Source organism: Zavarzinella sp., from assembly GCA_041399155.1.
GTDB lineage: Bacteria > Planctomycetota > Planctomycetia > Gemmatales > Gemmataceae > JAWKTI01.
This window is the reverse complement of record JAWKTI010000001.1, coordinates 216,659-230,540: the sequence shown is the minus strand read 5'-3', so window position 1 is coordinate 230,540 and position 13,882 is coordinate 216,659. Positions and strand designations below refer to the sequence as shown.

Annotated in this window: 14 protein-coding genes, 1 tRNA gene and 1 riboswitch; of the genes, 9 read left to right on the top strand and 6 right to left on the bottom strand. The window is 52.2% G+C overall.

The genetic code is table 11. The annotated features are described in order from the left end of the window. The first annotated feature begins 50 nt into the window (after positions 1-50). The 4 genes from R3B84_01035 to R3B84_01020 all read left to right on the top strand — a co-directional run bounded on the left by R3B84_01035 (position 51) and on the right by R3B84_01020 (position 2,695). Complete coding sequence (locus tag R3B84_01035; GenBank protein MEZ6139130.1) at positions 51-1,472, top strand: c-type cytochrome; 1,422 nt, start codon at positions 51-53, stop codon at positions 1,470-1,472. Between the two features lie 86 nt (positions 1,473-1,558). Then, positions 1,559-1,837, top strand: coding sequence for a hypothetical protein (locus R3B84_01030; GenBank protein ID MEZ6139129.1), 279 nt, complete (start codon positions 1,559-1,561; stop codon positions 1,835-1,837). A gap of 91 nt (positions 1,838-1,928) precedes the next feature. Further along, positions 1,929-2,001 (top strand) — tRNA-Ala (locus R3B84_01025). A gap of 157 nt (positions 2,002-2,158) precedes the next feature. Beyond that, complete coding sequence (locus R3B84_01020; protein ID MEZ6139128.1) at positions 2,159-2,695, top strand: DUF1080 domain-containing protein; 537 nt, start codon at positions 2,159-2,161, stop codon at positions 2,693-2,695. 17 nt (positions 2,696-2,712) lie between these two features. Here the strand turns inward: R3B84_01020 and R3B84_01015 are convergent, their stop codons facing one another. The 4 genes from R3B84_01015 to thrC form a co-directional block, all read right to left on the bottom strand. Beyond that, the gene (locus R3B84_01015) at positions 2,713-3,768 is read right to left on the bottom strand and encodes a ThiF family adenylyltransferase (GenBank protein ID MEZ6139127.1); all 1,056 of its coding nucleotides are present in this window, start codon (positions 3,766-3,768) and stop codon (positions 2,713-2,715) included. A 67-nt stretch (positions 3,769-3,835) separates the two neighbouring features. Next, entirely contained in the window at positions 3,836-4,180 is a 345-nt protein-coding gene (locus R3B84_01010; protein MEZ6139126.1) for a hypothetical protein, read from the bottom strand. Positions 4,181-4,185: 5 nt separating this feature from the next. Beyond that, on the bottom strand, positions 4,186-4,458 hold the full coding sequence (locus tag R3B84_01005) for a ubiquitin-like small modifier protein 1 (protein ID MEZ6139125.1): 273 nt from the start codon (positions 4,456-4,458) through the stop codon (positions 4,186-4,188). A gap of 60 nt (positions 4,459-4,518) precedes the next feature. Then, on the bottom strand, positions 4,519-5,775 hold the full coding sequence (thrC, locus tag R3B84_01000; protein ID MEZ6139124.1) for a threonine synthase: 1,257 nt from the start codon (positions 5,773-5,775) through the stop codon (positions 4,519-4,521). A 135-nt stretch (positions 5,776-5,910) separates the two neighbouring features. Continuing rightward, positions 5,911-6,015, bottom strand: a riboswitch (SAM riboswitch). A 166-nt stretch (positions 6,016-6,181) separates the two neighbouring features. Between thrC and R3B84_00995 the strand changes: the two genes are divergently transcribed. Both R3B84_00995 and R3B84_00990 read left to right on the top strand, forming a co-directional pair. After that, positions 6,182-6,466 (top strand): hypothetical protein, encoded by a 285-nt coding sequence (locus R3B84_00995; protein ID MEZ6139123.1) that lies wholly within the window; start codon positions 6,182-6,184, stop codon positions 6,464-6,466. Positions 6,467-6,501: 35 nt separating this feature from the next. Continuing rightward, positions 6,502-6,810, top strand: coding sequence for a hypothetical protein (locus tag R3B84_00990; protein ID MEZ6139122.1), 309 nt, complete (start codon positions 6,502-6,504; stop codon positions 6,808-6,810). A 65-nt stretch (positions 6,811-6,875) separates the two neighbouring features. Here R3B84_00990 and R3B84_00985 read toward each other — a convergent pair whose 3' ends face one another. After that, positions 6,876-8,513 (bottom strand): serine/threonine-protein kinase, encoded by a 1,638-nt coding sequence (locus tag R3B84_00985; GenBank protein MEZ6139121.1) that lies wholly within the window; start codon positions 8,511-8,513, stop codon positions 6,876-6,878. Between the two features lie 52 nt (positions 8,514-8,565). Then, positions 8,566-9,474, bottom strand: a complete 909-nt coding sequence (locus R3B84_00980) for a TatD family hydrolase (protein MEZ6139120.1) — start codon at positions 9,472-9,474, stop codon at positions 8,566-8,568. A 191-nt stretch (positions 9,475-9,665) separates the two neighbouring features. On the opposite strand from R3B84_00980, the gene R3B84_00975 reads away from it, so the two are divergent. The 3 genes from R3B84_00975 to R3B84_00965 all read left to right on the top strand — a co-directional run bounded on the left by R3B84_00975 (position 9,666) and on the right by R3B84_00965 (position 13,877). After that, complete coding sequence (locus R3B84_00975; GenBank protein MEZ6139119.1) at positions 9,666-9,872, top strand: hypothetical protein; 207 nt, start codon at positions 9,666-9,668, stop codon at positions 9,870-9,872. A 123-nt stretch (positions 9,873-9,995) separates the two neighbouring features. Next, positions 9,996-11,363 (top strand): DUF1501 domain-containing protein, encoded by a 1,368-nt coding sequence (locus R3B84_00970; GenBank protein MEZ6139118.1) that lies wholly within the window; start codon positions 9,996-9,998, stop codon positions 11,361-11,363. A 51-nt stretch (positions 11,364-11,414) separates the two neighbouring features. Continuing rightward, entirely contained in the window at positions 11,415-13,877 is a 2,463-nt protein-coding gene (locus tag R3B84_00965) for a DUF1553 domain-containing protein (protein MEZ6139117.1), read from the top strand. The last annotated feature ends 5 nt before the right edge of the window (positions 13,878-13,882 follow it).

The following is a 13,882-nucleotide window of genomic DNA, read 5'->3' as shown; positions in this document are numbered from 1 at the left end:
CGAGGAAGTTCTTAAAATAATGGATGTCACGCCATTAATAGATTGCTGCCATGTCGTTACGTTCAAAGAATTCGAGTTTATTTCTCCCACGTTGGGTGGGTCTGGGGCTCTGTGCCACCACCATGCTGGTGCTGCTTGGCTGCTGGAAACCAACCGCACGGATGGCAAAGGTCGAATCGGACGCCACCTATCCGTTACGTACCGGTTGGCTGGTGGTGAATACCCCAAAAGGAGCCCCACGTGGGCCTAGTGCGGGCAATCTTTCCCCGCTGAACTGGTTGCAGATCCCCACCGAACAACGTGTGGGGGATCAAAAATTACTCGATTCTGAAGTGCGGAGTGGGAATATCCTGAACGCACGTAAGTTCGACCACTTTCCAGAAGAATTGCTTCCGAAACTGGTGCCCGGACTGGAAACAGGAATGAGACAGGTGTTTGGCACCCAGGCAGCACCGCACGTGGTACCGGGTAAAGAACAATTAGACAAGCATCTGAATGAATTGGCCGCTTTGAAGAAAACCGCCGATGAAGCAACAATTGAGTTCGTTGAAACTGCGATCAAAACAATGAAAACGCTGGTTTCTGATAGTGCCCAGGCCGATGGCTGGGTGAACGAACTGCAGGTGGAAACAAATCAGCTGACGATGGGCCGCAGCCTGTACCAGACCTATTGTCAGCAGTGCCACGGCGAAACAGGTGGGGGCGATGGACCTGCGGGCGTGGGTCTGAGCCCAGCCCCACGAGATTATCGCAGTGGCATTTTCAAGTTTATCAGCGCGAAAACGACTGCTCAGGGAGTTCGCCCACGTCGTGCCGATCTGCATCGCACCATTACCAATGGGCTGGATGGTGCAGGCATGCCCGCTTTCACAGTACTGACCACCCCACAGATTGAGGCAATTACTTCCTATGTCATCTTTCTGAGTATCCGTGGGGAAGCAGAATTTCGCCTGTTGAAACGCTTCTGTAATGAAAACGAAATCTGCGACCCAGTGACAATTACCGCAGACCTGGCCTCCGAAGCGAAGAAAATCCTCGAAATCTGGTCCGAATGCGATCGTTCGCCCATTCCGGTTGACCCGAATCCTTACACCACCCGCGAAAGCCAGATTCAGGCGGCAATTGCGGGTGCGAAATTGTTCAACGATGCCAAACAGGGTGCCTGTGCTTCGTGCCACATTAATTATGGTCAGGATGCCCCCTACCAGTTTGATGCGTGGGCAGGGATTCTGAAACCACGGAATTTTAAATTAGGCACCTTCCGTGTGGGCAGTGCACCGGAGGAAATTTATACCCGCGTTTACTGCGGCATTCCGGGTGCGGGCATGCCCAGCCACTTGCATTTGTTGCCCACACCGGAAGAAAAGGAAGCCAATACCAGCCGAATCTGGCAGATCGTCTGGTTTATTCGCGCATTATCTCAACCGGAACAGCGGGAAGAATTGCGAAGAGCAGGGATCCCACTGGAATAAGCAAGCAGAGATAATCTCGTTTAGCCCATTAAATCACTTTGGCTCCAGCATAGACCAGACACAGTTAACGCCTTGGGAAGACAAATATGAAAAATTCTAATGAGACTGCATCCACAGAGGAATTAAAGTCGAAGTTGCAGAAGATCCGCACGATTCAGGTGACCATTCTCATTATTTTTGCATTCATTATTCTTGTCTGGTTAATTCTGGGATACTGGCGAAACAATATCGCAATATTTATCGTGACTGTTTCCAGCGGAATAACAACAACTGCAGCATTGATCGCTTCGACAAGTGGCATTACCGCAGAAATTAAGAAACGAGAATCCACGGAACAGAAAACAGAATCTCAAACTCCAGGTTAGAATTGGTTATCGATACCCGATTCTTCAAAATGATTCCTGTTTCGCTTGAACCTGCTTGCCATTTTGCCTGTCAGTGAAATAATAACCACATGGGGCGGTAGCTCAGTTGGGAGAGCGCTGCATTCGCATTGCAGAGGTCGTGAGTTCAACTCTCATTCGCTCCACTATTTCATCACGCATCAATTTCAACTGCTCCAATCAAGATTCAGAAAATAGCTGAATTTCTCTCGCTATCGTGGACTACTTCTGAAGCTGCTTTCATTTTTTGTTGTTTCGCAGACCGGCCCAAGGTAGACTCGTTCTGTTGCAGGAGACTCAACCATGAAAATAGCATTTTTCGTTTCTTTATTCGTTCTGTCAGCGGTGCGTGCAGATGATGCTGCGTTTCGCCCGTTGTTTGATGGGAAAACGTTTGCCGGCTGGAAAACCAACGATCGCACTGCCAAAAGCTGGAAAGTGGAAGAGGGCATGCTGGTACTGTCCGGTGGGAATGGCAACCTGATTTCTGAAGAAGAATTTGAAGATTTCGAATTGAAACTGGAATGGCGTGCCAAGAAAAAAGGCTACAACAGCGGATTATTCCTGCGTGGCAATAATCAGATTAATCTGGCAGAAAAAAGTTGTGGGTCGCTGATGGCCGCACCGAAAACCAAGGGGGTTCCAGAATTAATGAAGGCACCCGGAGAGTGGAATCTTTGGGAAGTCACCTGCATCGGCAACAAGATCACCTTCAAAGTAAACGGCAAAGAAGCCTGGAATGTCGAAGGATTCAAACCCACCAAGGGCACGGTTGGCCTGCAGGCGGAAGGTCAGCCGATTGATTTTCGGAATATTCAGATCCGTACGATCAAGAAATAGCCAGGAAATCCTTGGCTCTAGTGCCCAATGTACTTGGCATACAGGGTGCGGGCTTTGTCGCAGTCATCGGTGCCTTTAATGATGGCACGGCCATCTGTAAATACCGTAAACTCATACTGCGTATTGGCTTCCGTCAATTGGAACTTCAGCAGAAACTTGTTGAACGACACATCACCCGATACCCGCAGTTGGCGGGCCAGATCGTCGAAGTTCAACTGATTTTTGCTGCGGTGGGAAACCTGCACCGCATTTCGGCCACACAGACTGGTGGTCTGGGTGCCATGGTCGCCTTCAAGCCATTCAAACTGCCGTTGTTTACAGCACGGACAGTTTCGTTTTTCCAGCAGGCGGGCAATCTTGATCCTTCGATTCGTGTTTGTCCACAGATCAAACGTCACCAATTCCCGATTAATTGCTTCTTTCTTGCCTGCGAGAATCTTCAATGCTTCTGCCGCCTGATAGCTGGCAACCACAGCAACTGCCGGTCCTAACACACCAGCGGTTTCGCAGGTTCCCACGTCGCCTGGGCCTGGGGATGCTTCAAAGACGCACCGCAGACAGGGGGTTTCACCCGGAATAATGGTCATCGTTTGGCCTTCCGTGCCCACAGCACCACCGAAGACCCATGGAATACCGAGTTTTACTGCCGTATCGTTAATCAGGTACCGCACCTCAAAGTTGTCGGTGCCATCCATGATCATGTCGACATCTTTTGCCAGATCGAGGATATTGGTGCGGTCTATATCCGCCACAATCGGCTCAATGGTGATGCTGGAGTTCACTGCACGCAGTTTGTTGGCGGCTGCCACCGATTTCGGCATATTTCCCGTCACATCGGCCTCATCGAACAGCACCTGTCGCTGCAGATTGCTGATTTCGACAAAGTCGCGATCGACAATGCGGACAAAGCCAACACCAGCACGCACGAGATGGTTGGCCAGCACGGTGCCCAGAGCCCCACAGCCACAGATGACCACGCGGGACTTGGCAATATTTTCCTGACCCTGTTTGCCAATCCCCGGCACGCGGGTCTGGCGGGAGTATCGTTCCAGATTTTGTGATTCGTTGCTCATTACCTTCATTCCGTGCCCCGCAGTGGGGGCAATTTGGGCTTTGTTTCTGTTGGGAGAAAAAGTTGTCTTATTCTGGCATCACGCCATTATCCTGAAGGAAACTGCGTAAGAAATGGATCATGGTTTTTGGCCATTTTTCTTCTTTGCCGTAACCAATCAGGGTTTCAAAGTCTTCCTGAGTGCGTTGCAGTTCAGTGCCCTGTAAACGTTGCAGATAACCTGCCAGATATTCCAGTGCTTCGTTCGCTGCCGCACGATGCACCAGCCCCTCGTCCGACCCATCCAGGAACACATAGGCGTGCAGCACCGCCAGCAGCAGTGGGTGGATGCCTAATTCTTCAGGGATCAACGGGAATACCGCTGCCCCATCGGGAATATTATCCTCAAAATCGTCGGCTTCTGGTGCGTCCATATCGATCAGCCCCCGGCAACAGCGGGGATCAGGGCAATGACATGGCCATTTTCGACAGCGGTATCCAGATCATCCAGATAGCGGATATCTTCATCGTTCACGACCACATTGATGTACGGCCGCAGGGCACCATTATCAAAAAGGCGGCTTTCAATGTTGGGGTATTGCTGCACCACCTGTTGCAGGGCATCCCGCACAGTGGTGCCAGTTACTTCAATTTCCACCAGACCATCGGTATATTCGCGTAACGGCTGAGGGATTTCTACTTTCACGGCCATTCCAATTATATCCTTCTTGCTAAAGTTCCGTGGGAGAGGCGGGGAAACACCCCACCCGGTTTATACCGCGACGGGCTCGTTTGCCAGCAGCGATTCAAATTCAGCTAGCGACGGCTTAATGTGGACTGGCTGCTCGATGGCATCATACAGGGCATCCATCGTTTTCAGGCCATTACCAGTCACGCACAGCACAATTTCCTCATCCACAGGCAAGCGGCCTTGTTCAATCAGTTTTCTGGCAACTGCCACGGTGGTGCCACCCGCGGTTTCGGCAAAAATGCCTTCCGTGCGGGCCAGCAGTGTCATTCCTTCGATAATTTCTTCATCCGTCACATCTTCTGCCCACCCACCGGTCTCACGGATCAGTTTGGCGGCAAAATAACCATCAGCGGGGTCGCCAATCGCCAGCGATTTGCAGATGGTATCTGGTTTGCGGATCGGTTTGTGGCGTTCGCGGCCGGTTTTCACAGCATCGGTAATCGGATTACAGCCAGTTGCCTGGGCCCCATACATTTTTGTAGTGGGTGCCTCCGCAACAAAGCCAATCTTGTGCAGTTCGGTGAACGCTTTATGAATTTTGCCGATTAACGCCCCACCTGCCATCGGGCACACCACGTGCTGTGGGAAACGCCAGCCCAGATCTTCGGCGATTTCGTAACCGTAGGTTTTGGAACCTTCCGCATAATATGGGCGGAGATTCACGTTCACGAAGCCCCAGCCATACTTCATGGCAATCTGCGTGCAGAGGCGGTTGACTTCGTCGTAGGTACCGTCGCAGGCCACCACATTGGCCCCGTAAACGCTGGTACCCAGGATTTTGGTGCGTTCCAGACTGGCGGGCACCAGAATATAAGTGCTCATGCCGGAAGCGGCGGCATTCGCCGCCACGCTGTTGGCGAGATTCCCCGTGGACGCACAACCCACCATCGTCATGCCGAATTCGTGGGCTTTCGACAGTGCCACCGATACTACGCGGTCCTTGAAGGACAGGGTGGGGAAGTTCACGGCATCGTTTTTCACCCACACATTTTTCAGGCCAAGTACCTCCCCTAACCGTGGGGCACGCACCAGAGGGGTGCCACCCACCTGGGCACCCACGTTGGGCTTGCCATTAATGGGCAGCAGTTCGCTGTACCGCCACATTGTTTTGGGGCGGGAGGCCATTAATTCTTTGCTGGTGTTCGCTGCAATCGCAGCATAATCGTAATCCACTTCCAGCGGACCGAAGTCGTCCTTACAGAAGTTGATCGCCTCTTTTGGATACAACTTACCACACACGCGACATCGCAAACCAATTGCATAATCGGGGGTAACCATAACAACAATTCCCTCGGCAAACCATGGAAGCCAATGAAGTAATGTTACAGCCGGAAGAAAACTGTTCGGATAGCTGATGATCATTTACTGCTATAATGGTTAACAGCAGTTGAAAGTTGATCAGGCCGAACCCACGTCAGATCTTCCCCGGCTAACCGGGCAGGAGGTAGCACCATGGTGATCATTCACCGGTTGCTGTGGTTTCTACGGGCCTGTTCCCTCTACCACTCTGGATCGTTCGTGAGGTGCGATACAGTGAGTACCACATGCCCACAAAAGCGAACTTGATAAATACAGTATAGCCCATGAATCAGGTTCGACAATTGTTGAACAAAATTTTTCCCTTGACAGCCAGCCACCGCACATCGAGTTGGCAATTGCATGAAATTAACCCATGCGCTGAAATGTGCGTCTGCGGGGGAATCATTTCCGCCACAACCTCTCGCAAATTACTCTGCTGCAACGCGAACAGTGCGACTATTTCAGCCTGTTCATGCCCGATCTCATAGCTAATCCGTGGGAACGCCAGGAACGCCACCTGGGCTATCGCCAGGCCAAACCAATATTTACGCGGGGCCCCAACCGCCTGAGGGAACGCTCGCGAATCTGGGGCAGCCAGGGCTACGTCCTCTCCCCTCGTTTCCTGCAGGCTGCCGTGATGCCACCCCTTACATTAACCCCTCCCTGGTAAATCCGACAATTTTGAAAATCCGAATCAGTCGTGGTATGGGTCGTGATGCACTCGATGCATCATCGGCATTACTGCGAATAAAAGGTATGCAGGACGAAGCAATCAAGTCACTTGTACCTGTGTTGTTCAACATCTCTATTCCATCGCCTTACGAAATGAAAGAGATTCTGCAGAACATTGATGAATTTGCCCCAACTCAAAAGGAATTGTTTGCACCATTGTTGAAATATTACCGTGCTCCAACTAGAGGAAAAGCCAACCAGGCCTTGTTCCTGAAAGTTCTCAAACAATGCGACCCGGCAGCTTTTTCAAAAGAAAAACTGGATCAGGAACTTGAGTCTTAAAGTAAGGCAACAATTAACTCTTTCATCAGAGATTCGGAATTTTATTACACATTTTTATAAGCGAACTATGCACCGGTGGGGCGGGGGCCGAAGCTCTTCAATCGACGTAACTCTACTGGTAGCTGGGAATTAAGGTTGATTTCATTGCGACTTAAGGCATCGTAAACCGCCCGCTTCCAAGTGGGGCTGTCGGTTTGTCGCAGCAAAAACTGCTCCAGAACACTCCCACGTGCGCCTGTCTTGGGATTAGGCGTTACTTTTGCTTTTGGCACCATGAAATCTGCCACCAGGCGAGAAAATTCTGCATTCGATTCAGCCGATTTGTCCTGATGTGCCAATACCACCGCCTTACCCAGACCAGAAATCATCTTTGCAGTGCTCTGCTTGCGTGCTGCAGGAAGATTCTGCGTAAATCCATACCCTGCAAGAACTTGTGGATCAAATAGCTGCATTGCTTCGTTGGTACGGCCATCGTGAATGTACCACAATGCCAGTTCCATCAGGGCATCGACAGCCGTTTCCGACCGGATTTGCTTGTCCATCAGCAGGCGTTTTAATTCTTTTTCCCGCCCACTGCCAGGTGGTGCGTCCAGATCGGCCAGTGCCTCCTTCGGTGCGGGCAACGGCATGACATTCGTTTGACTATACCAATGAATCCCATACCCCACGGTGGCAGATATGAGAAAGAGAATTAGCAGCACCCCGTAGCGAAGGAAGGACCACGATTTTTTGACGGAAACTGTTACCTGCGAAGGAGTTGCGGGGATGACTGCAGAGCCTTCCACCATGGCCTGCACAAATCGCGTGGTCTGAAAGCCAGTGCTGGAACCTCCCACGTCAGTGCGGCGAACCTGTTCCAGATCGGCAATCAATTCCCGCGCCGACTGATACCGTGCCGTGGGACTTTTCGCCATCATTTTCATAATGATCGCTTCCAGTTCTTCCGGAACATCGGGCCTGATTGCCCGAATGGAAGGTGCTGCCTCCTGAACGTGCTGCAGTGCCACATCAAACGCGGTAGTACCATGAAATGGCGGTTCGCCCGTCAACAGGTGGAACGCAGTGACACCTAGTGCGTAAATATCAGCCCGCGGGTCGATTGCCTGCCCACGCACCTGTTCTGGTGCCATATACAACGGGGTGCCCATTGTGATGCCACTTTGGGTCAGGTGGACGTTCTGTTCAGCAGAAAAACAGCGTGACAGCCCAAAATCGGTCAGTTTAATCTCACCCTTGCGGGACAGAAGAATATTCTCCGGCTTAATGTCGCGGTGTACAAAGCCCAGTTCACCCGCACGTTCCAGTGCTGCCGCCACCCGTCGCAGCACGTGCAGGGCAACAGGAATTTCCAGTACACCCCGCTTTTCCAGGTAATCTTTCAGATTGCGGCCATCAACATATTCCAGTGCAATGAAATGGAGCCCACGGTCTTCGCCAATTGCATAAACCTGCACAATGTTGGCGTGGGTTAACGAAGCAACCGCCTCCGCTTCCGCCTGAAAGCGTTTCAGCATCGTTTCGTTGGCGGCCAGTTCCTGTTTCAGCACTTTGACAGCGACCTGGCGTTTCAGGCTTTTTTGCCGTGCCAGATAGACCTGCCCCATCCCACCGATGCCAATACGACGCACCAGTTCGAAATCTCCCAGCGAATCACCGGAATAATCTGCGGGGGTACCACTATCAGGCAGGTGGGGGGAACTCACAAGGAAATCATCCTTCAATCATCGAATGTTAATGTTTTTTGAGCTCGAAATCTTACGAAATCAGGGTTTCCTGCTTTTGCTCGTCAATCCGAGGGGATTGGCCGCGCAGAACGCTGTTTCCTTCAAACAGCACCCGCTGATCGATCGGTGCAGGTTCCAGCCAGTCGGATTCATTAAATTGCCCACTCTGGCCGTAAGCCAGAATCGCGTTGCCGTAGCACGTTGCTTCCACATGGGACTGTGGGATACCTCGTTCCAACATCAAACGGGCTGTTTTTGGCACCGCCAGTGGGTCAGAAACGCCCCAATCCGCAGAGGAATCGACAATAATGCGGTCGCAGCCATATTTTCGCACCACTTCCACCATCCGTTCGTTCCCCATTTTGGTTTTCGGGTAGATGGTAAATGCCGCCCAGTAGCCACGGTCGAGCACTTCCTGCACCGTTTCCTCATTATTGTGGTCAATCACCACCATGTGGGGCGGGATCTGGTGCTCAGCAATTAAATCCATGCTCCGCGTGGTGCCCGTTTTCTTATCGCGGTGGGGTGTATGGATCATAATCGGCAATTCGAATTCCTTCGCCAGTTCTACCTGAGCATGAAAGAAGCGTTCTTCGGCCGGGGTCTGATCGTCGAAACCAATCTCCCCCACTGCCACTACACCTTCTTTCGCAAGATACAGTGGCAATAATTCGATCACCTGTTCTGCCAGTGGTTCGTTATTGGCTTCCTTCGAATTCAGACCAATCGTGCAGTAATGGCGAATGCCGAACTGGGCCGCACGGAAACGCTCCCAACCGATCAGACTGGAATAATAATCCTGAAAAGTACCCACCGACGTGCGGGGCTGCCCCAGCCAGAAGGCGGGTTCGATAATCGCCACCACGCCGGCTGCAGCCATCGCTTCATAATCATCGGTGGTGCGTGCAGACATGTGAATATGGGGATCGATAATTTTCATGCTGGTTTTCCTCCAAATAGAGCGATCGGCCCACCAAAGCGGTTTAATACGTTATTGTAGGGTAAAGTGCGGCTGAACAAGCCACTCTGCTGTTTCTTCATCAACGTTGGCAGCGAAGTTCTTTCGTTTTTACGGTGCGGGCCATAAATTAATGAAAATCCTGATTCGAACGGAGTCCCACAGATAGAGCGATGGAACAATCAAATGATCAGCCGAAGGCCCTTTACTTTACCGAAGCGATGATCTGCATTGGCCTGATTGTCGTCGCCATGGCACTGGCAATCATTTTTCACAAAGGATGGCTGGGGATCGTCGGCCTGACAGCAGCCTGGATTGCTGGCCGGAGCACGCTGGCAGTAACAGGAATTTACCCACGCTGGCGTGATGAAGATTATTAAGATTTCCTCATGATGCCTATGTAGTTGATATAAACCGTCGCCTTCCACCTTCATCTGGGGAAATGCTTGACCCGTGCGGTGGGACAGGTTACCATGAAAGTGGTTTGATAGCAGGGGATTTCAATGCTTCGACTCGATGCCCCCCAACCCACCCGCTTGTGTGGTGAGGTTTCCCGGCGCGATTTTCTGTACGCAGGCTCGATTGCTTCACTCGGCCTTGGCTTGCCACAACTAATGCAGGCAAAAGCGGGTGGTCAGCCCGATAACGATATCAACTGCATTATGCTGTTCCTGCTGGGTGGGCCCAGTCACATCGATACGTGGGACATGAAGCCGAACGCACCCGCAGAAATTCGTGGGCCGTTCAAGCCAATCGCCACCAACGTGCCCGGGATTGAAATTTCAGAAATCTTCCCACAAATGAGCAAACATGCGGACAAGTTTTCGCTGATCCGTTCCTGCTACCATAATGCAACGGCGGTGCACGATACCGGCCACCAGATGATGCAGACAGGTCGCCTGTTTACCGGTGGCGTGGAACACCCCCACATTGGCTGTACCCTGGGCTATCTGAAAGGTGGGCGTGGGGAATTGCCTGCCCACGTGCTGCTGCCTCGACCAATGGGCCGCACCGGTGGCAATTTGCCGCACGGTCAGACTGCTGGCTATCTGGGCAAACCGCACGATCCGTTTGTGCTGAATGCCGATCCCAGCGAACCGAACTTTCAGGTACCGAATCTGTTGCCCCCGCAATACATCACCCCGGTGCGTGCCGAACGCCGCCAGAAACTACGTGATGCCATCGATGGGGCACTGGCCAACTTTGAAAGCAATCCTTTGGCCAGCCAGTTGGACGATAATTTCCAACTGGCCTACCGCCTGATGAGCAGTCCGAAAGGACGCGATGCGTTTGCGATCGAAAAAGAACCTGCGAAGGTGCGTGATCGCTACGGACGCACCCGCTTTGGGCAGTGCTGCCTGATGGCCCGCCGGCTGATTGAAGCGGGCGTGCGGTTCGTAACGCTGAATATGTTTGAAACAGTCTTTGGCGAAATTACGTGGGATATTCACGGTTCCAAGCCATTTACCGATATTGAGCAGATGTCGAAACAGGTGGCACCAAACTTCGACCAGGCGTACACCGCACTGCTGGAAGAACTGCATGAACGTGGGCTGCTGAAAAACACCATTGTCACCGCGATGGGTGAATTTGGCCGCACACCGAAGGTGAATCCTGCGGGCGGTCGCGATCACCACCCAGGTGCCTGGACTATTCTGATGGGTGGGGGGCCAATTCAGGGCGGTCGCATCATTGGCGAGACCGATGAACTGGGTTACGCACCAAAAACCCGCCCGGTGACCACTGCAGAAGTGGCAGCAACAATCTTCCGTGGGCTGGGTCTCGATCCGCACCACGAATTGCCTGGCCCGCAAGGTCGGCCAATCCCACTGGCAGACTTTGGTGTCCAGCCAATCAAAGAATTATTCTAGCCGTAAGTCGTTTCAAAATAATTGCTTACGTCCAATTGCCGAGTTCTCTCCATGCGTTTTGTAGCACTCTTACTGTCCATTTTTCCCGTTCTGGGGCTGCATGCAGCCTCACTCCGCGTTTTTCCAGACAATATTCACCTGCATGGCCCCCACGCCAGCCAGCAGGTAATCGTGGTGCTGGAAGATAACGGCAATTTCACCGCTGAAATCACCAAAGAAGCCCAATTTTCGGTGGCAGAGAAATCGATTGTCACCATCGATAGCGGAATTCTCACCCCAGGTGGGGAAGGGAAAACGACCTTAACTGTCTCCCATGGTGGGAAGAAAGTTACCATTCCGGTCCAGGTGACGGGGATGAAAACGCCTAAGGCACCCGATTTTATCGCCGATGTTATCCCCATCCTCACCCGCACAGGGTGTAACAGTGGTGCATGTCACGGGGCACTGGCAGGCAAAGGCGGCTTCAAGCTATCTCTACGTGGCTATGACCCTGAAGCAGACCATTTTGCGATCACACGGCAGTTACGTGGCCGCCGCACCAATACCACAGAGCCTGAAAAAAGCCTGTTACTGCTGAAAGGCACGCGAACCATCCCCCACAGTGGGGGCACCAGAATTGAAGAAGGTGACCAGTTTTATCAGGTCATTCTGGACTGGATCCGTGCAGGTGCCACCGCAGATCTTGCCAAAACAGCTTCGGTTTCGCCTCTTACCATCTACCCACCTACAATGCAGCTCAAGCCAGGCCTGAAGACACAAGTACTTGTTTCTGCGAAAGATACAACAGGCAGCATGCAGGATGTCACTCGGCTGGCAAAGTTTGTCAGCAGTAACGCCACCACGGCTGATGTGGATGAAGACGGCATCGTGGTCATCAAAGGGCCGGGTGAAGCCAGCATCAGTGCGTTATTTGGTACCAGCGTGGCATCGATGACGGTCACTGTGCCCTACGGTAATCAGCTTGATGCGACGGTGTTTGACCACTTTCCCGAACGTAACTTCATTGATGGCCATGTCTTACGGAAATTAAAGCAGTTGCAGATTCCACCATCGGCAACGTGCGACGATGCCACCTATATTCGCCGAGTGTTTCTGGATACGATGGGTGTTCTCCCCACCATGCAGGAAGTAAACACCTTTGTGGCGAGCAAAGAACCCAATAAACGGGAAAAACTGGTAGACAGTCTGTTCCAACGCACGGAGTTTGTGGATTGCTGGACTTACAAATGGTCTGATCTACTGCTGGTTTCCACCTTTCAACTGCCCGATCCGGCGATGTGGGCATTTTCCCGCCATATTCGCAACGCAGTGGAAGATAACATGCCGTGGGATCGCTTCGCCCGCGAAACCCTGTTGGCAAGCGGCAGCACCCTGCAGAACGGTGGGGGAAATTACTTCGTTCTGCACAAAGATATCGCCGAACTGACAGAAAAAACCGCAGTTACCTTCATGGGTATGTCGATTACCTGTGCCCGTTGCCACAACCACCCGTTGGAAAAGTGGACCCAGGACCAGTATTGGGGCATGGCCAACCTGTTCAGCCGTGTGGGGATGAAAAACGGCAAATCTGCAGGCGATGTGGTGCTGGCCAATGCGAAATCGGGCGATGTGCTGCACCCTCGTTTGAATATGCCGATCCCACCGACTCCTCTGGATGCCCCACCGATGGCCGTGGGTTCAAACGAAGATCGACGTGAGTACTTTGTGAACTGGCTGACTGCCAAAGAAAATCCGTTTTTTGCTCCCGCAGTGGTGAACCGTGTCTGGAAAAACTTCATGGGTCGTGGTCTGGTCGAAGCAGACGATGATTTACGCGAAACCAACCCACCGACCAATATCCCCCTGATGCAGGAACTGTCGGCGAAGTTTATCGAACAAAAGTATGACCTACGCTGGCTGATGCGGACCATTCTGACGTCCGCTGCTTATCAGCGTCAGGCGGAACCACTGCCAGAAAATAAAGAAGACGACCGCTACTATTCCCACTACTTCATCAAGCGGCTTTCCAGCGAAGTGCTGCTGGATGCCTTATCCAGTGTCACCGCAGTTCCCACGCCATTTAACAAGGTCTATTCCGGCGTGGAACGTGGGACGGCAGCCACCAGCAACTACCCACTGGGCACGCGGGCGTTAGAACTACCCGATGCCCGCGTCGCTTCAGCTTTTCTGGATGCCTTCGGCAGGCCGGAACGTCAATTGGCCTGTTCCTGCGAACGCACCGACGATTCAACGGTGGGGCAGGCACTGTTAATGAATAACAGCGACATTCTGAACAGCAAACTTCGTGACAAGAAAAGCAGGATTACTACGTGGCTGGATTCCAAAAAACCTGCAAATAAAGCGATGGATGAACTGTTTTTGCTGGCGCTGGCCCGCACGCCGAATGAGGCAGAACGAACCCGCCTGCTGAATTTGTTGGGGATTGCCAACGGCAATGATCTGCTGAATCGTGAAGCACTGGAAGACCTGTTCTGGGCAGTGCTGACTTCCAAAGAATTTATGTTTAATCACTAAGCGGT